16 protein-coding genes are annotated in these 16,953 nt (G+C 64.6%); 4 read left to right on the forward strand and 12 right to left on the reverse strand.

The window, feature by feature from the left end:
* Positions 1-26 precede the first annotated feature (26 nt).
* The 10 genes from ftsX to RCH07_RS10390 form a co-directional block, all read right to left on the reverse strand.
* The gene (gene ftsX, locus RCH07_RS10345) at positions 27-941 is read right to left on the reverse strand and encodes a permease-like cell division protein FtsX (protein ID WP_326967383.1); all 915 of its coding nucleotides are present in this window, start codon (positions 939-941) and stop codon (positions 27-29) included.
* On the reverse strand, positions 938-1,768 hold the full coding sequence (gene ftsE / locus RCH07_RS10350) for a cell division ATP-binding protein FtsE (protein WP_326967384.1): 831 nt from the start codon (positions 1,766-1,768) through the stop codon (positions 938-940). Before ftsE ends, ftsX begins: the two co-directional genes overlap by 4 nt.
* Positions 1,769-1,977: 209 nt before the next feature.
* Positions 1,978-3,093 carry a peptide chain release factor 2 gene (gene prfB / locus RCH07_RS10355; protein WP_326967385.1) on the reverse strand — a complete coding sequence of 372 codons (1,116 nt, stop codon included), beginning with the start codon at positions 3,091-3,093 and terminating at the stop codon, positions 1,978-1,980.
* A 123-nt stretch (positions 3,094-3,216) separates the two neighbouring features.
* Positions 3,217-3,630: a pilus assembly protein TadG-related protein gene (locus RCH07_RS10360; protein WP_442784808.1), complete on the reverse strand. Its 414-nt coding sequence runs from the start codon at positions 3,628-3,630 to the stop codon at positions 3,217-3,219.
* 83 nt (positions 3,631-3,713) lie between these two features.
* The gene (locus RCH07_RS10365; protein WP_326967387.1) at positions 3,714-4,184 is read right to left on the reverse strand and encodes a hypothetical protein; all 471 of its coding nucleotides are present in this window, start codon (positions 4,182-4,184) and stop codon (positions 3,714-3,716) included.
* Positions 4,165-4,569 (reverse strand): TadE/TadG family type IV pilus assembly protein, encoded by a 405-nt coding sequence (locus RCH07_RS10370; protein WP_326967388.1) that lies wholly within the window; start codon positions 4,567-4,569, stop codon positions 4,165-4,167. Before RCH07_RS10370 ends, RCH07_RS10365 begins: the two co-directional genes overlap by 20 nt.
* A 3-nt stretch (positions 4,570-4,572) precedes the next feature.
* Positions 4,573-4,764, reverse strand: coding sequence for a hypothetical protein (locus RCH07_RS10375; protein ID WP_326967417.1), 192 nt, complete (start codon positions 4,762-4,764; stop codon positions 4,573-4,575).
* A 73-nt stretch (positions 4,765-4,837) separates the two neighbouring features.
* Positions 4,838-5,905: a type II secretion system F family protein gene (locus tag RCH07_RS10380; protein WP_326967389.1), complete on the reverse strand. Its 1,068-nt coding sequence runs from the start codon at positions 5,903-5,905 to the stop codon at positions 4,838-4,840.
* Positions 5,902-6,756: a type II secretion system F family protein gene (locus tag RCH07_RS10385; RefSeq protein WP_326967390.1), complete on the reverse strand. Its 855-nt coding sequence runs from the start codon at positions 6,754-6,756 to the stop codon at positions 5,902-5,904. Before RCH07_RS10385 ends, RCH07_RS10380 begins: the two co-directional genes overlap by 4 nt.
* Positions 6,756-7,979: a CpaF family protein gene (locus RCH07_RS10390; protein ID WP_326967391.1), complete on the reverse strand. Its 1,224-nt coding sequence runs from the start codon at positions 7,977-7,979 to the stop codon at positions 6,756-6,758. The genes RCH07_RS10385 and RCH07_RS10390 overlap by 1 nt, the downstream gene beginning before the upstream one ends.
* Positions 7,980-8,272: 293 nt before the next feature.
* On the opposite strand from RCH07_RS10390, the gene RCH07_RS10395 reads away from it, so the two are divergent.
* A complete protein-coding gene (locus RCH07_RS10395; protein ID WP_326967392.1) occupies positions 8,273-10,972 on the forward strand; it encodes a GH25 family lysozyme in 2,700 nt (899 codons plus the stop codon).
* A 289-nt stretch (positions 10,973-11,261) separates the two neighbouring features.
* Positions 11,262-11,810 (forward strand): GtrA family protein, encoded by a 549-nt coding sequence (locus RCH07_RS10400; RefSeq protein ID WP_326967393.1) that lies wholly within the window; start codon positions 11,262-11,264, stop codon positions 11,808-11,810.
* A 51-nt stretch (positions 11,811-11,861) separates the two neighbouring features.
* Here the strand turns inward: RCH07_RS10400 and RCH07_RS10405 are convergent, their stop codons facing one another.
* Both RCH07_RS10405 and rfbB read right to left on the reverse strand, forming a co-directional pair.
* Positions 11,862-13,265, reverse strand: a complete 1,404-nt coding sequence (locus RCH07_RS10405) for a bifunctional dTDP-4-dehydrorhamnose 3,5-epimerase family protein/NAD(P)-dependent oxidoreductase (protein WP_326967394.1) — start codon at positions 13,263-13,265, stop codon at positions 11,862-11,864.
* A gap of 2 nt (positions 13,266-13,267) precedes the next feature.
* Positions 13,268-14,266, reverse strand: coding sequence for a dTDP-glucose 4,6-dehydratase (rfbB, locus tag RCH07_RS10410; protein ID WP_326967395.1), 999 nt, complete (start codon positions 14,264-14,266; stop codon positions 13,268-13,270).
* A 57-nt stretch (positions 14,267-14,323) separates the two neighbouring features.
* On the opposite strand from rfbB, the gene rfbA reads away from it, so the two are divergent.
* Positions 14,324-15,193, forward strand: coding sequence for a glucose-1-phosphate thymidylyltransferase RfbA (gene rfbA / locus RCH07_RS10415; protein WP_326967396.1), 870 nt, complete (start codon positions 14,324-14,326; stop codon positions 15,191-15,193).
* A gap of 481 nt (positions 15,194-15,674) precedes the next feature.
* On the forward strand, positions 15,675-16,712 hold the full coding sequence (locus RCH07_RS10420) for a DUF2142 domain-containing protein (protein WP_326967418.1): 1,038 nt from the start codon (positions 15,675-15,677) through the stop codon (positions 16,710-16,712).
* Positions 16,713-16,953 lie beyond the last annotated feature (241 nt).

Here is a 16,953-nt window from a genome sequence, read left to right on the forward strand (position 1 = left end):
TGAGCATTCCCTTTTCGTTGCGCAAGTTAGACCCTCAAATATCGGCGGAGGGTCAGGAGTGATGACGCCCCGGCCAAGAGTACACCCAGGCCGATCAGCGCCGGGGCCAGGATCAGCGTCTGGGCTGCGGAGATGAAGGCGGTGTCCGGGTATTGCTGGGACAGGTAGCCGCCGAGGAAGAAGTGCGCCACGGCCCAGAGCGTGCCCGAGGCGAGGGCGGCACCGATGACCGCCGCAATCACGCCCTCCAGGATGAAGGGAAGCTGGATGACCATCTTCGAGGCGCCCACGAGGCGCATGATCCCCGTTTCCCGCCGCCGGCTGAATGCCGACAGCCTGATGGTGGTCGCAATTAGGAGGATCGCGCAGACGATCATCACGCCGGCGACGCTCACGGCAACGAGGGACGCGGCATTCATGACCGAGAAGAGACGTTCGAGGAGCTGGCGCTGGTCAATCACGGTCTCCACGCCGGCCTGCGAGGAAAATGTCTCGCTGATGATCTGGTACTTCTCCGGGTCCTTCATGTTGATCCGGAAGGACGCCGGGAGCTGGTCCGCGCTCACCGAGTCGACAATCGGGGAATTGGAGAACTGGTCCTTGAAATGCTTGTAGGCGTCGTCTTTGGACTCAAACTGGAAGTCGTTGACGTACTGGGCTACCGAGGGGGACTCCAGCAGCTTGCGCAGGTTGTCCTGCTGTTCGTCCGTCGACGGGCCGGCGGCGCAGCCGGGCGCCGTCGAGCCGTCGCTGCAGAGGAAGATGGCCACCTGGACCTTGTCGTACCAGTACCCCTTCATCTGGTTGATCTGCAGTTGCAGCATGCCGGCGGCGCCGACAAAGGTCAGGGATACGAAGGTCACGAGGATGACGGAGACCACCATGGACAGGTTGCGGCGCAGGCCGCTGCCGATTTCGGCGAGGATAAACTGGAGTCTCACAGCTGGCCCTCCCCTGCGATGCGTGCCGCTGCGCGTGAATCCGCGCGGGCCTCGATGCGGCTGGACACAGCCGGTGCGGGGGCGGGTTCAAGTTCCCGGCCGCTGGCGTCCCGGAGGCGCCGTGACTGGCCCACCACCGGAATCATGGACGTGTAGAGGGCCTTGGCCTCGTCGCGGATCACCACGCCGTTGCGCAGTTCCACGACGCGCTTGCGCATCTCGTTGACGATGTCGTCGTCGTGGGTGGCCATCACCACGGTGGTGCCGTTCTGGTTGATCTTGTCCAGCACACCCATGATGCCCATCGAGGTGGTGGGGTCCAGGTTTCCGGTGGGCTCATCGGCCAGCAGGATGCCGGGGCGGTTGACGACGGCGCGGGCGATCGCCACCCGCTGCTGCTCACCGCCGGAGAGCTCGTGCGGCAGGCGGCTTTCCTTGCCTTCGAGGCCCACCGTTTTGAGGACCTCAGGAACGGTGTCGCGGATGACACTGCGGCTCTTGCCGATGACCTGCATCGCGAACGCGACGTTGGCGAACACGGTTTTCTGCGGCAGCAGCCGGAAGTCCTGGAAGACGACGCCGATTCCCCGGCGGAGCCTGGGGACGCGCCAGCTGGAAATGTTCGCGACGTTCTGGCCGGCCACGTAGACGGCGCCCGAGGATGCGCGGTCCTCCTTAAGGACCAGGCGCAGGAACGTGGATTTACCGGAGCCGGACGCGCCGACGAGGAAGGCGAATTCGCCACGGTCGATCTCAAGGTCGATCGAATCCAGCGCCGGACGCGCCGTCTGGTCATAGACCTTGCTGACATTTTCGAAACGGATCATGGCCCTAAGTACCCTGCAGGACGCGGCTGGTGCAGCACGGTTCTGCTGCCGGGGCGCGGGCTTTCTAGTGGGGGAAGTAGAGCTCCGGCTTCTCGACTATACGCACGGGTCCCTGCGGATCGGCTGGAGTGCGGGGGCGTGTTGCCCGATTAGATGGGAGGGACTGGAGTGACGCACGAGGCGGGCGGGCAGCGCCGGGCCCGGGATCCCTACTTTTCCGCGTTGCGGTTGTCAGTCCGCCAACGGATGCCGGCGTCGATGAAGTCGTCGATCTCGCCGTCGAACACGGCGGAGGTGTTCCCCACCTCGTGTTCGGTGCGGAGGTCCTTGACCATCTGGTAGGGGTTGAGCACGTAGGACCGCATCTGGTCGCCCCAGGAGGCCTTGACGTCGCCGGCGAAGGCCTTCTTCTCCGCGTTTTCCTGCTCTTTCTTGAGCAGCAGCAGCCGCGACTGGAGCACGCGCAGGGCGGCGGCGCGGTTCTGCAGCTGGGACTTCTCGTTCTGCATGGAGACCACTGTGCCGGTGGGAAGGTGGGTCAGGCGCACGGCGGAGTCCGTGGTGTTGACCGACTGCCCGCCGGGACCGGAGGAGCGGAAGACGTCAACGCGGATCTCGTTATCCGGGATGTCAATGGAGTCCGTCTGTTCGATCAGCGGGATCACTTCGACGGCGGCGAAGGAGGTCTGGCGGCGGCCCTGGTTGTCGAAGGGGCTGATCCGGACCAGGCGGTGGGTGCCGGCCTCGACGCTCAGCGTGCCATAGGCGTAGGGCGCCTTGACCTCGAAGGTGGCGGACTTCAGCCCGGCTTCTTCGGCGTAGGAAGTGTCCATGATCGTGGTGGGGTAGCCGTGGCGTTCGGCCCAGCGCAGGTACATCCGCAGCAGCATGTCGGCGAAGTCCGCCGCGTCCACGCCTCCGGCGCCCGCGCGGATGGTGACCACGGCCTCGCGCTCGTCGAACTCGCCGGAGAGCAGCGTCACCACCTCAAGATCCGTCAGGGCCTTGCGGATGGATTCCAGCTCGGTGGCGGCTTCCCCCATGGACGCGGCGTCGTCCTCGTCCTGGCCCAGCTCCACGAGAACCTCAAGGTCGTCGATCCGCGAGACGAGCGAGTCCAGGCGAGCGAGCTCGGACTGGCGGTGCGAGAGCCTCGAGGTGATCACCTGGGCGGCGGCGGGATCATCCCAGAGATTGGGTTCGCCGGCCCGCTCGCTCAGTTCGGCGATGTCTTCCTTCAGAGCCTCCACATTCGAAACGTTCTCGATGGAGGTGTAGGTGGCGCGGAGCTCGCGGATTTCTGCGGGAAAATCAATGTTTGCCATGGTTTTTTAAGCCTACGCTATCCCCGCTGGCCGCCCCGACTCGGTCGCGGGCGGGTCTTTCCGGCCGCGCTGCCGGGCGCGGCCGGACGCGCTGCCGAGCGCGGGCTTAGCCGGTGAGCCGGCTTAGCGGGTGAGCCGGGAACGCGCCGTCGAACTCGCCTCGATCCTGATGCCGTCGGGGACCAGGAAATTGACCACGGGCGGATGGACCGCGGCGCTCAGCACCACCACAGCGGTGGAACCGTCCGGGCTGCCCGTTGCCGGTGCGACGGCGAGGCCGTTCAACCGGGAGAAGGCTCCGTTGCGGTCCAGATAGTCGGCGGCCGCGCTGCGGACGCGTCCGCCGTCCAGGACGGCGGTGGGGCTGCCGGCGGCGGTCTCGAGCTGTCCGAGGGTGAAGCTGTCCGCCGCTGCCACCGAGGCGCCGTCGGCGAGCGAGAGCAGCTTCTTATGTTCGATATAGACGCTGGAGGCGGCCGTGACCACGGTCGCGACGAGCAGGGCGAGCAGGACATAGCCGACGATGAGCACCGTCAGCTGACCGTCTTCCCTGCCGCCACTGGATTCCGGATCCTGGCCGCTCGTCGGTCGGTGCCTCCGGTCCTGCGCCGCCGCGGGGTTCATCGGAAGCGTCCCACCAGCTGGGTGGCGGAGGCGCTGAGCTGGCCGGCGTTGAGGTGGAGGGCATCGCTGAACGGCACGTACGGCAGTGGCACGGTGAGGTGGACGGTGACGGTGACCGCGGAGCCGGCGGCCAGGCAGTCCGCCGGTGCACAGTCCGTAGCCACCCTGGCGTTTTCCGCCGGGTGCCCGTAGTCGGCGAGCGCCAGGAGGACCGCCTGCTCGGCCGCGGCCCTGCCACTCGCCGCGTCCGGCTGCGCAACAAAGACCTTCGCCGCCTGGTCCGCGGCGCCCACCACCGCGAAGGAGCCGCCCTGGAGCTGCCCCACCGTGATGATGAAGTAAACCAGCGGGACCATGAGCAGCAGGGTCAGGAAAGTGAACTCGACGACGGCGCTCCCCCGTTCGGAACCATCGCCGTCGTCCGCTTGGCGGAGACTGTTCAGGGTTTCACGGCTGGATCGCAGCATGGCCCTTCACCTCCAGGATCCCCCGGGGGCCGATCAGCCCGATGACCGGCAGCGGGGCACGGACCGTCACCTCCAGGGTGCGGATGCCCTGGAAGCTGGTTTCGCTCGTGGTCACGTCCCTGGCGAAGTCCGGGTTGAGTGCCACGCCGATCAGCTGGGCGGTCCTGTCCCGGGCATCCGCCGAACCGCGGTCCGCCAGCGTGCCGTATCTGGCTCCCGAGGCTGCGGCATCGATCAGGGTATTACGGACGTGGAGGGCCAGGGTGAGTTGGATGATGGCGAGGAAGAAAAGCGTCAGCAGGCCGCCCACCAGGACGAAGTCCACCACGGCAGAGCCCCGTTCCTCGGCTCTGCCGTGGGCGTGGAGTACGCCGGCCTTGCGCACCTGCTACTGCCCCACCTTGTCCATGGCCTGGTTGAAGAGCGCTTCGAGAGCCGGGCCCGCAAGCGCCAGGAGTGCAGCGACCAGCACCGCAGACATCAGGGTGATCATCACCCAGCCCGGGACGTCTCCGCGCTCGCGGTGGTCACCGGGAGCGGCCGGCCGTCTACTCCTCCGCGCCTGGACGGCTGGAGGCAGCCGGAGCAGCAGGCCGGACGTCCAGAACAACAATGCCGTGCGGATCCCGATGTTTTTCACTGTGTCCCCTTTTTCATGGCGTCCCCTTTTTCATGGTGCCCCCGTTTTTCATGTCGTCCCCCTTTGTGGGTGGTTCGAGGTCTGGTCCTGATTCTGTGGGTGCTGCGGGTCTTCTGTCCTGCGTCTGCTTCTGTCCTGCTCCTAAAGGCAAGCTGATGGCGGCCAGGCCCGGGAAAACGGCAAACACGACCGTCAGCGGCAGCACTCCGAACACGAGCGGGACCATCATTCCGATTTCCTTTTTTCCGGCCGACTCCATGAGTTCGCGCTTGGCTGTGTCCCTGACGTCCTGGGCCTGGGCCCTCAACACATCGGCCAGGGGTGTCCCGCGTTCCACCGCCACGATCAGCCCGTCCACGAAGCGGAGCAGCGGACCAAGGTCGGTCCTCGCCGAGAACTCCTGCAGGGCCTCCACGAGGGGCTTGCCTGCCCGGGTCTCGGCGAGGACCCGGGTGAATTCCTGTGACAGCTCTCCCCTGGCACTGCGGCATACCCGGTCCAGGGCTCCGGTGGCGCTCTCCCCGGCGCTGACGGCAAGGGCCATCAGTTCTGCGATGCTGGGGAACTCCGCCATCATGCGGGACTCGCGCTTCCGGATCAGCGCGCCCAGCAGATAATCCCGCAACAGGAAGCCGCCGGCGGCGCCGCCGAGGACCACCACAACAGCAACAACGGGGCTGAATCGTCCGGCGGCGCCGAAGAGCATCACTGCACCGACGGCCGCCATAAAGCCCCCAACACCCCAGAGAAGCTGCTCAGCCCGGAAGTCCACGGACGACTTGCTGCTCCCGGCCCTGGCCAGGCGGCGGTTCAACGCCGGGGCGCCGAGGTTGATCCTGCCCAGCAACGAGACCGCGTCGCGGACAACGGGACGGAGGATCCGTTCGAGCGGCCCGAACAGTGTGACATTTCGCGGAGCGGCACGCAGCAGCCTGGATTCCAGATTGTGGGACTTGAGCTGCGGCCCGATGCGCTCAGTGAAGGTGGTGGGCCGCATGAACGGCAGCCTCACCAGCAGCAGCCAGAGTCCGCCGCCGAGAACCACGCCGCAGACCGCGGCGCTCGCCATCAGCCCGGTCATCGGAGCACCCGCTCGTCTTCCGGGAGCGCCCCGATGCGCAGCATGATGGCGTACGAGACGAGGGAGACAGCGAGACCCCCGAGCAGGACGCCGGTCCCGACCGGAGTGTTGTACGCGGCCACAGCTTCGGGCCGGCTCGCGAGCAGCACCAGGACGATCCATGGTGCAGCCACCGCGAGCCGGGCGGCGTTGACCGTCCACGACTGCCTGGCCTCGAGCTCACTCCGGGTCCGGGCGCTGTCCCGCAGGAATTCCGCCAGGGTGCCCAGCAACCGGCCGAGGTCCGATCCGCCCACCTCACGCGTCAGGCGGAGCGCCTCGATGATCCTGTCGGCCACGGGATCAGCCAGCCGCTCTTTGAGCCTGTTCAGGCAGGGATCGAACTGGCCACCAGATCGGTAGTCGGAGCCGAAGTCGCGGAATACGTGGCGGAGCTCCGCCGGGCCCTTGTCCCCCAACTGGATCAGGGCTTCCGGCAGCGACAGGCCCGCCCTGATGGCGGAGCGAAGGTGATCGACGACGTCGGGCCAGAGCAGGCGCAGGACGGCGGTGCGCTTTCGGGCGCGCCACTTTACTATTGCCATCGGCAGCCAGCCACCAAATAGCCCAAAACACCCCGCGATCGGCCATGACCGGGTCACGGCGAAGAACACGACGGTGGTGAATGCCCCCACGCCGAGGCAGCTGGCCAGCAGGCCGGGGCCGCTGACCTTTTCTATCCCGGCCCGCCGCAGCAGGTCTTCCAGCCTGCTCGTTCTGGGGGTGGGTTTCACCGGCTTGGGTTGTTCCCAGGCCGACCACCAGATCAGCAGGAGTCCGGCACCGCCCAGCATGCCAAGGAGCGGCGCCATCAGCGCTGCTCCAGCAGTGCGGCAACGTCGTAGCCCGAGCACGCAAATTTCTCGGCCGCAGGCATGGAGTTGACTCTAGGCTCCAGCTGGCCGTCAGCCAGGGCAAAGACCATGGAGGATTCGATGATGCCGTTCTCCACCCTGCGGCCCAGAGCCAGGATCTCGGTCACCTGCCTGCGTCCGTTGGCGTGCCGGCTGCAGTGGACCACGAGGTCGATGCAGGAGGCGACCGTGGGGACCACGAACGCGCTGGAGATGTTCTCGCCGGCCAGCAGGGGCAGCGTGCAGATCTTGGTTACCGCGTCGTGGGCCGAGTTCGCGTGGACGCTGCACATCCCTGGCAGCCCGGAATTTAGAGCGATGAGCATGTCCAGGCTTTCGGCTTCCCGGACTTCGCCTACCACCAGCCGGTCGGGCCTCATCCGCAGCGCTTCCTTGACTAGCCTGCGCAAAGGAATCTCGCCTTCGCCTTCGAGATTCGGCTGCCGGCATTGCAGTCCGACGACGTCGCGCAGCGGGAACTTAAGCTCGAAGATCTCCTCGACCGTGATGACGCGCTCCCGCGTGCCGATGCTGGCGGCGAGGCAGTTCAGCATGGTGGTCTTCCCTGCCTGCGTCGCCCCGGATACGAGGATGTTCAGGCCGCTGGCCACGGCCGCCCCGAGGAACCGCGCAGCGTGCGGGGTCAGTGTGCCGAGCTCCACGAGGTGCTCCAGCCGGCTGGCCTTGACCACGAATTTGCGGATGTTGATGGCCCAGTACTTTCTGGTGACGTCCGGGATGACGACATGGAGGCGGGAACCGTCGGGCAGTGCTGCATCAACGAAGGGTGACGACATGTCGAGGCGGCGCCCGGAGCTCTTGAGCATCCGCTCCACGAGGTCCTTGACGTGTTGCTCGGTGAGCGATACCGAGGTGAGCTCCGATTCGCCGTTGCGCGCCACATAGATCTCGTTCGGTGCGTTGAGCCAGATCTCCTCGATGGCGGGGTCGTCCAGCAGCGGCTGCAGGGCCCCGAACCCGGCCACGGCATCGAAGACAAATCTCCGGGCGGTCTCCAGCGGTCCGATGGGAGGGAGGGGCGCCAACAAGGCGCGTTCGTCATAGTCTGTGACTGCCGCCTCGACGAGGCGCCGCACCTCGCCGGCCTGCCGGAGCGGGTCCAGGCCGCGTCGCCGGATCAGCTCGCGGACCTCGTCCTCGACAATGCGCACAGCCTCCACAATGGCCCCCAATATGACTGCCGCCCTGTCCCCCGAGCGGTGCAATTGGGTTAAAGCTATGGGTGACGACCCGGCCAGACAAGGGCCTGTTCGGTTGTATGTGGAAAACTTTCCGCATTTTCGCCCCAATTTTCACACAGGTAACACTGGAAGCTCTGTCTTCACCCTTTCGCCCCGTATATGGTTGGCGCGACAAGTCAGACATTCTCGAGTCCCGGACAGCCTTGCATGGCTCGGTCCCGGGCGCGGGATCACCATGACACTGCCATGAGCGTGTTGTTCCGGAGCGGAAAATGAAGCGGACCCTACTTCCCCCCAATAGCCACCGCGCTAGTCGAGTTGGGGCCGTGCTCCTTGCCGTCTCCCTCATTGCCGGGCCTGGCCTGGCGGCGCCGGCCGTCGCCGTCGCACCGACACCGAGGGCTACGGCGACGCCGGCGCCGGATCCCACCACCGCACCGTCCTCGTCGCCGGCCCCGACCGCCGCCCAAGCAACGCCGGCACCCGCCGCGATGAACCCTTCCGCGTCCTCGACCGCGGGACCTCCGCCGGCACCAGCGACGGCGGCCCCGCTGGATCCCACTTCCGCAGCCGGCAAGGCCGCAATGGCCGCCGCCATCGGAACCGGCGGCGCCGAGATGGGCCAGCGGTCCGGCCGCGTGTCACGCGGCTCTGCAGCGATTTCGTCCGAAAGTATGGCTCTGCCCACCGAGGGCACCTGGACTCCAACCTTCGGGATCCAGGGGCTGGACGTCAGCGGGCATCAACCCAACGTGAACTGGCAACAACAATGGGACATGGGCTCGCGGTTTGCCTATGTCAAAGCCAGCGAAGGCAACTACTACACGAACGAGGTATTCGGGTCCCAGTATCAGGGTTCCCGAAGCGTCGGCATGATCCGGGGGGCCTACCACTTCGCAATTCCAAATTGGTCTTCGGGTGCGGACCAAGCCCGGTATTTCGTGCAGAACGGCGGCGGCTGGAGCGCTGACGGATCCACTCTTACGCCAGTCCTTGATTTTGAGTTCAATCCCTACGCGGGCAGAACCATCAGCGGATTCTATTTCGGTAACACGTGTTACGACATGTCACCTGGTCAGCTGACATCGTGGGTGCGTGACTTCGGCAACACCATGATGGCTCTGACCGGGCGCCTGCCGGTCATTTACACCAACACGTCCTGGTGGAACCAGTGCCTTGGGAACCCGGCCGGATTCGGTGACTACCCGCTGTGGGTTGCGGCCTACCCGGGTTCGCCCACAAACAACGCCGGGCCGGTTCCGTCCGCGAGCTGGAGCTCCTACAGCATCTGGCAGTACAGCAGTACGGGACCGTTCGCCGGTGACTCAAATGTTTGGAATGGCGATTACGCCAGCCTCCAGCGGTTCGCCACCGGCGCTCCACCGCCCGTGCCCACCGATCAGACGCGCAAGCTCGTAGCACCTGGTGACTTCGACGGAGACGGTCACGCCGACCAAATCCAGCGCAGATCCGATGGTGAGCTTTGGTTTTACCCCGGCAGCGGCGTCGGACAGTATCTGGCGGGCCGACGCATCGGTTCCGGTTGGGGCATCTATGATCGGCTCGTCGGAGTGGGTGACTACAACTCCGATGGAAAGAACGACGTCGTTGCGAGGAAACTGGACGGATCCCTCTGGTTTTATGCGGGCACCGGAAGGGTGTCGGCTTCCGATGAGGGCTACCGCCCGGTCGTCAGGATCGGCGCGTTCGGCTGGGACGCCTTCGACAGTCTCCTCGGCGTCCGGGATTTCGACGGCGACGGCAAGGTCGATCTGGCGGCCCGCACACCGGATGGCAGCCTGTACCTCTACTCGGGGACCGGCGCTGGCCAGACTGGAACCGCACGCAAAATCGACTACGGCTGGCAGATCTTTGACCGACTCATCGCCGTTCAGGACTTCGACGGGGACGGCACGAACGATCTCGCCGGCCGGCGAAGCGACGGAACGCTGTGGCTCTACTCCAACACCGGCCGCGCGGTACTGGTCAATGGCCGCCAGATCGGTGCGGGATGGGGCATCTACGAGGACATCCTCGGGACTGGGGACAGCAACGGAGACCGGATGGCGGACTTCGTGGCAAGCACACCCGCCGGGGCCGTCTATTTCTACGCAGGAACCGCGATGAAGGACCAGGGCTACCAAGGAGCGCGAAAAATCGGGGAGTACGGCTGGGGTGCCTTCAACGCCCTCGTGGCAATCCAAGACTTCAACGGTGATGGAAAAGGCGATCTCCTGGCCCGGAAACCCGACGGAACCCTGTGGTTCTATCCCGGCAACGGGTCAGGAGCCTATGGAAACCCGAAAAAGATCGGCGACTACGGCTGGGATGCCTTTGATTCCTTCGCCGGCGCAGGCGACTTCAATGGCGACGGCAAGAGCGATCTCCTGGCCCGGAAATCGGACGGAACCCTGTGGTTGTACCCCGGAACCGGGCGTGTAGATGCGGCAAGTAACGGGTATGCGGGTGCCAAAAAAATTGGCGCGTTTGGCTGGGAGGCTTTCGACACGATCACAGGGGTCGGGGATCTGAACGGCGATGGCAAGAACGACCTTCTGGCCAAGCACTCCAACGGCTCCTTGTGGCTCTACAAGGGGACGGGAAAAGTCGATGCGGCAAACAACAGCTTCCAGGATGCTGTGAAGGTCGGAGAGTACGGCTGGGAGGCTTTCGATCAGCTCCTTGGGGCCGGTGACGTCAACGCCGACGGCAGGAACGATCTTCTTGCACGCAAGCCCGACGGCACACTCTGGCTCTACCCCGGAAACGGCAGTGGCAAGCCCGGATCAGCGATTCGGATCGGAACTGGCTGGAATGTCTATGACAAGCTTCTCAACGGCTGGAACCTCAACAGCGACGGCCACCCGGATCTTGTCGCACGGCGGCCGGACGGCTCCCTCTGGGCGTACTCCGGAACCGGCATGAAGCCCAATGAAGGTTATCTGGCCCGCTCTCTCGCAATGGTTCTCTGAGCAGCCGTTACCTCGGGGCACCGGAACGCGGTGACCAGAGGCTGAGCGGAAGTGCCGCCCGGACTGACTTAGACTACATAGAGTTATGACCTGAGGCAGACCCGTGAGCAGCAGGTCCGTTGCCCGCCATCCCCTGAGGAGCCCGCACCTTGAAGCACGCCATCACGCGGCCCGCCGCCCTTGGCATCGAGTCCGTTCCGGCGATAGATCCAGCCGCTCGTTCTGTCCCTCGCGTAGTGCCTTCCTCCAGCGATCGGGAACGCCTCGCACCCCTAGGACTGGGCAAGCCATGACACCAACGAACGGGACGGCGGCAAAGAAGCTCCGGCGGCTTTTGGTAAAAGTTCTTGGTCACAGCGCCGTCCGTTACCTGATCGTGGGCGGCCTCTCTTTCGCCATTGATTTTGGCCTGCTCGTTCTTTTTCGCGAGGTGGCCCGCTGGGAAGTGGGACTGGCCAGTGCCACCGCCTTCCTCTCCAGCCTCGTTTTCAACTTTCTGGTGCAGCGAAGTTTCTCCTTCGAATCCACGCATCGGACACATGTCAGCATGATCCGCTACGGAATGCTGGTGGTGGCCAACACCGCGGCCACAGTGCTCATTGTGCAATGGCTGACGCCAACTGTCCTGGGCTATATGGGGGGCAAGGTCATCTCCACAGCTGCCATGATGGTTTGGAACTACTTCCTTTTCAAGCACTGGGTGTTTGGGAAGAGAGTGACCCATCACGGCACCCAGGAACACAAGCACCTGCAGGCTGACGACGTCGAGTCGACGTCGGCCGGCGAACCGAAAAGTACGCGGCCGGAGTCGGCCCAGGAACCACGGCACAACGAGTAACTCCCGGATTGAAATCCAGTCCGGGAGTTACTCAGTTCTAAAGACGCGGCGCTATACGGCGCTTCGCAGGTACTCCGCGAGCCGCCGCGAGGCGTCGGCAGGGGCAAATCCTGTCGCCTTAATCTTCTCCAGCTCCAGGACACTGTTGAGCGGCCGTGGCGCCGCTGATTTCCCCCGGAAGTAGTCTTCGGTGGAGACCCCCGTGACGTCCTCCCGCGCAGCGCCCACCAGCTCAAAGACCTCTGCTGCGACGTCGGCCCACGACTGGGGCTTGCCGTCGTTGGTCACGTTGTAAATGCCGAAAGGAGCCTTGACCTGTAGGAGGTGCTTGATGCCCGCGGCAAGGTCCCCGGCGAAGGTCAACCGGCCGATCTGGTCATCGACCACCGCCGGGGTGACCCCCTTCGCCGCCAGTGACGCCATAGTGCGGACAAAGTTCCCGCCGTCACCGATAACCCAGCTCGTACGGACGATGTAGTGGCGCGGCACCGCGCCGACGGCGGCGTCCCCCGCGGCCTTCGTCTGGCCGTAGACGCCCAGGGGCGCCGCCCCCTCGTCCTCACTGTGGCTCTTCATGGAACCGTCGAAGACGTAGTCACTCGAGACGTGCACAAGCACGAGCCCGTAGCGCGCGGAAATCCTTGACAGTTCGGCCACGGCAGCCACATTGAGGGCCCACGCGGTGCGGCGTCCCACCTCCGTTTCCGCTTCGTCAACCGCTGTGTAGGCCGCCGCGTTAATGATGGTGGAGTACCGCCGCCAGTTCCGGCTCGTGAACGAAGCAGGATCGGCCACGTCGAATTCGCTGCGGTCGGCGAACTCCACGCTGGTATCGCCGGCGTACGCAGCCCGCAGTGCTTTGCCCAACTGTCCCCCGGCCCCCAGCACCAGTGTGCGCCTCGGTGTCATCGGAACGACGTCCTTTAACCTCGGGTGCGCCTTGTCCTTGTCGGACAACTCTGCCCGGTCCAGGGGAACGGGCCAGGGAATGCTGACGCTTTCGTCAGCGAGGTTGAGGAAGGTGTATTCCGCATCCGCGGACCAGTGATCATTGACCAGATAAACGTAAGACGTGTCGTCTTCGAGGGTTTGGTATGAGTTGGCGACTCCCCGCGGAATGAAAATCGCCTTGCCCGCGTCCAGTTCGGCAGTGAAGACGGCGCCGAAGGTCGGGCCCTCCCGCAAGTCCACCCATGCACCGAAGATGCGCCCGCAGGCCACCGAGACGAATTTGTCCCAGGGCTCGGCATGGATACCGCGGGTGGTCCCCGCCTTGTCGTTGAACGAGATATTGTTCTGGACCGGCCCGAAATCGGGGAGTCCGGCGGCCAGCATTCTTTCGCGCTGCCAGTTCTCCTTGAACCAGCCGCGGTTGTCCCCGTGGATCGGAAGGTCAAAGAGGAGAACCCCCGGGATTGGGGTCTCCGTTACAGAGAGCTTCTTATGAAACTCCATCCCTACTGGCCCTGCTCCTTGTACTTGGCTTCGGTCGCAGCTTTCTGCGGCCGCCACCAGTCGCCGTTGTCCAGGTACCAGGCGATGGTGTCTTCGATGCCGGCATCGAAGTTCGAGAACTGCGGTTCCCATCCCAGTTCGGTTCGGAGCTTGCTGGAGTCGATCGCGTACCGCAGGTCGTGCCCGGGCCGGTCCACCACGTGATCGTAGGCGTCCATGGGCTGGCCCATATGCTGCAGGATGAGTTCGACAACCTCTTTGTTGTTCTTCTCACCATCAGCGCCGATCAGGTACGTTTCGCCGATCAGGCCCCTGTCGATGATCGCAAGCACGGCGGCGGAATGGTCACTGGCATGGATCCAGTCGCGGACGTTCTCGCCCTTTCCGTACAGCTTAGGGCGGATCCCGTCGATCACGTTGGTTATCTGGCGCGGGATGAACTTCTCCACGTGCTGGTAGGGCCCGTAGTTGTTCGAGCAGTTGCTGATCGTCGCCTGCAGTCCGAAGGACCGCACCCAGGCCCTGACCAGCAGGTCCGACCCGGCCTTTGTCGACGAGTACGGGCTTGAGGGGTTGTACGGGGTGTCCTCCGTGAAGCGCTCCGGATCGTCCAGCTCGAGGTCTCCGTAGACCTCATCGGTGGAAATGTGATGGAACCGCGTCCCGTGCTTCCGGGCCGCCTCGATCAGCGTGTAGGTACCGATGATGTTCGTGTCCAAAAACGGACGCGGATCCTGCAGCGAATTATCGTTATGCGACTCCGCGGCGTAATGCACCACCACATCCGCCGCGGCCACGAGCCCGTCCACCAGGGACGCATCGCAGATGTCCCCCCGCACAAACCGGAAGCGCTCCGCCGGGAGGCCTTTGAGTGACTCCAAGTTCCCGGCGTAGGTGAGCTTGTCCAGCACCGTGACGTGATCGCCGGTGTTCTCGAGAACATAGTGGACAAAGTTGGAACCGATGAAGCCGGCGCCGCCGGTTACTAGTAGTCGCTGCATAGTCTCAAAGGTTACCGGATTTGGCCGATGCACAAGGTAGCAGGAAAGATGGCCTCCATGCGCGGAATCATTTTGGCCGGCGGAACCGGCTCAAGGCTCCATCCGATTACCCTTGGTATCAGCAAGCAGCTGATGCCGGTGTATGACAAGCCAATGATCTACTACCCGCTCTCCACCCTGATCCTGGCCGGCATCCGGGACATCCTGATCATCACTACCCCTCACGACGCCGAGCAGTTCCAGCGTCTTCTGGGGGATGGCTCGCAGTTCGGTGTCAGCATCACTTACAAGCAGCAACCTTCCCCCGATGGACTGGCCCAGGCGTTCGTCCTGGGTGCTGAGCACATTGGCAATGAGACCGTTGCACTGGTTCTCGGCGACAATATTTTCTACGGTCCGGGGATGGGCACCCAGCTGCGGCGTTTCGAGAACATTCAGGGCGGTGCCGTCTTCGGATATTGGGTGTCCGACCCGAAGTCATATGGTGTCGTCGAGTTCGATGCGAGCGGCAGAGCCATCTCACTCGAGGAAAAGCCCGCCAAACCTAAGAGCCACTACGCCGTGCCGGGCCTCTACTTCTACGACAACGACGTCGTCGACATCGCCTGGAACCTCAAACCCTCAGCGCGCGGCGAGCTGGAGATCACGGACGTCAACCGGACCTACCTCGAACGCGAGAAGCTCCACGTTGAGATCCTTCCCCGCGGCACTGCATGGCTCGACACCGGGACGTTCAATGACCTGAATGATGCGTCTAATTTTGTTCGGACAACAGAAAACCGTCAGGGGCTGAAGATCGGCGCCCCCGAGGAGATCGCGTGGCGGCTGGGCTTCCTCAGCGACAATGAGCTACGTGAACGTGCAGAACATCTGGTAAAGAGCGGCTACGGCAGCTATCTCCTCGGGCTCCTGGAAGACGGTCGTTGATCCAGCCGACGGTGCGTCGTCGACAGGACGCTGACAACACGGGACATGAGCGTCCGACCGGTCGGGGCAAATGTCCGGCGGACGTCGACGGCTCTGGTGGGGCTTCTTGGTGATGACGGCCCTATACACCGCGTGGACCTTCGCCAGCCCCCCTGATGCGTGTGCCCGACGAACCCGCTCACGTCATCAAGCCGCGGCCGTGGTTCGTGGCGAGCTGACGGGCCGTGAAATGCCGGGCGGCGGCGCTTTCCATCTCGCCCTGATGAAGGCGACCACGCCTTCCTGCGTCCCTCCGTTCAGTGGTGACCGAGCGCTCTCTTGGCGGCGCAAACCTTCACCAGCAACTACAATCTGGTCTACTGTGCGGTAGTCGGGCTGCCGTCGACTGTGAACAACGGCCCAGTCGCTGTCTACGGGATGCGGCTCGTCAGCGCCTGATAGGTTAATTCTTCCTGGCGTCTGCCTTCCGGAGCTCTCGCTGCTGCGGCACCGGAAGTGGGCCGTGACCGCGACAGCTGCGGCGATGACGCTGGTTCTGTTCCTCAACGGGGCCGTAAACCCGAACTCCCTGGAGTACGCCACGTCGGCCGCACTACTGGCTAATCTGGTACTGCTGCTGGAGCGCTCAGCTGACCCACGAGCGTACCGGCGCTACGTCCCCCTCATCACGGCAGCGGCCTGCGTGCTTGCCAACACCGAGGGCCTGTCCCTGCCCTGGCTGGCTCTCATGGCCGTCACGGCCTGCATTCTGGGCACCTGGCCACAGATCAAGACGCTAAGCCGCAACGCCTGGGTGTGGGCCGGAACCGCTACGATCGGGGTGTCCTGCGCCTTCGCGCTTTACTGGATCACTCAGCATGACAGCCTCTCCGGCAACCCATTCGAAGCGGCAGGCTCCTCCCCCCTGACGGGGGCGGAAGTCATGCTGGATAGAACCTTCGACTACGCCACCGGATACGTTGGGCATTTTGGCTGGTTGGACGCACCGGCACCAATGGGCGCATATGTGTTCTGGCTGGGACTCGCCTCCGCACTCGCGATGGCTGCCGTCGTCCTGGCCCGGGGCCGTGGCCGGGCCGCATCGATTTTCCTGCTCGCCGCCCTGCTGCTGCTCCCGCCGCTGCTCCAAGCCGAGGCCGTGGAGACGATGGGCATCGTCTGGCAGGGCCGGTATATCCTCGCGGTGTTCGTTCCGATGCTGATGGTGTGCGGCTTGGCGCTGGACCGTGCGGATCCGCGTGGATTCTCGCCGCAGGCCGCGCCCGTCCTGAACGCTACCGTCGTACTCGCTGTCGTATTCCACCTCTGGACCTTTATGCAGACGCTGCCGCGCTATGTGACGGGACTGACGGTGGACCGCCGCTGGATCGAGATGATCACCGACCCTGCCTGGCAGCCGCCCGGCGGCACGGTGCTGTGCGTTGCCGGATTCACCGGCGCGCTGGCCCTTGCATTGTGGCTGCTCCGCGCAGGAGTCCGTACGGAGCGCCGGCACGCGCTGGACGGAGCCCGCAGCTAGCCAGCCGGTTGGTAGGACTCCCCGGTGGCGATCCTCCGACGGGTGGTTGCAAGAAGTGTTGCGCTAATCCAGGCACCACGCCGCAGCGTTTGCCGGGAAGTGAACCCGGGCCAGGCTTTTTCTCATGGACGTGAACTTCCGTGCAGCAGATACCTCATCGCCCCTCGCCACGGAAATGGTCCGCGGGCATGGCGATCAGAGAGTGCGCCATCCCCGGTGCTGTCAGCACACCGGGTCTCCG

This window comes from Arthrobacter sp. CG_A4, from assembly GCF_035985125.1.
Classification (GTDB): domain Bacteria; phylum Actinomycetota; class Actinomycetes; order Actinomycetales; family Micrococcaceae; genus Arthrobacter.

Excerpts from the sequence above, each read along its gene's own strand:
- rfbB (WP_326967395.1), bottom strand. The coding sequence starts at position 14,266 with ATGCAGCGACTACTAGTAACCGGCGGCGCCGGCTTCATCGGTTCCAAC.
- RCH07_RS10405 (WP_326967394.1), bottom strand. The coding sequence starts at position 13,265 with ATGGAGTTTCATAAGAAGCTCTCTGTAACGGAGACCCCAATCCCGGGG.
- ftsE (WP_326967384.1), bottom strand. The coding sequence starts at position 1,768 with ATGATCCGTTTCGAAAATGTCAGCAAGGTCTATGACCAGACGGCGCGT.
- RCH07_RS10395 (WP_326967392.1), top strand. The coding sequence starts at position 8,273 with ATGAAGCGGACCCTACTTCCCCCCAATAGCCACCGCGCTAGTCGAGTT.
- RCH07_RS10380 (WP_326967389.1), bottom strand. The coding sequence starts at position 5,905 with ATGACCGGGCTGATGGCGAGCGCCGCGGTCTGCGGCGTGGTTCTCGGC.
- RCH07_RS10385 (WP_326967390.1), bottom strand. The coding sequence starts at position 6,756 with ATGGCGCCGCTCCTTGGCATGCTGGGCGGTGCCGGACTCCTGCTGATC.
- RCH07_RS10400 (WP_326967393.1), top strand. The coding sequence starts at position 11,262 with ATGACACCAACGAACGGGACGGCGGCAAAGAAGCTCCGGCGGCTTTTG.
- rfbA (WP_326967396.1), top strand. The coding sequence starts at position 14,324 with ATGCGCGGAATCATTTTGGCCGGCGGAACCGGCTCAAGGCTCCATCCG.
- RCH07_RS10365 (WP_326967387.1), bottom strand. The coding sequence starts at position 4,184 with ATGCTGCGATCCAGCCGTGAAACCCTGAACAGTCTCCGCCAAGCGGAC.
- prfB (WP_326967385.1), bottom strand. The coding sequence starts at position 3,093 with ATGGCAAACATTGATTTTCCCGCAGAAATCCGCGAGCTCCGCGCCACC.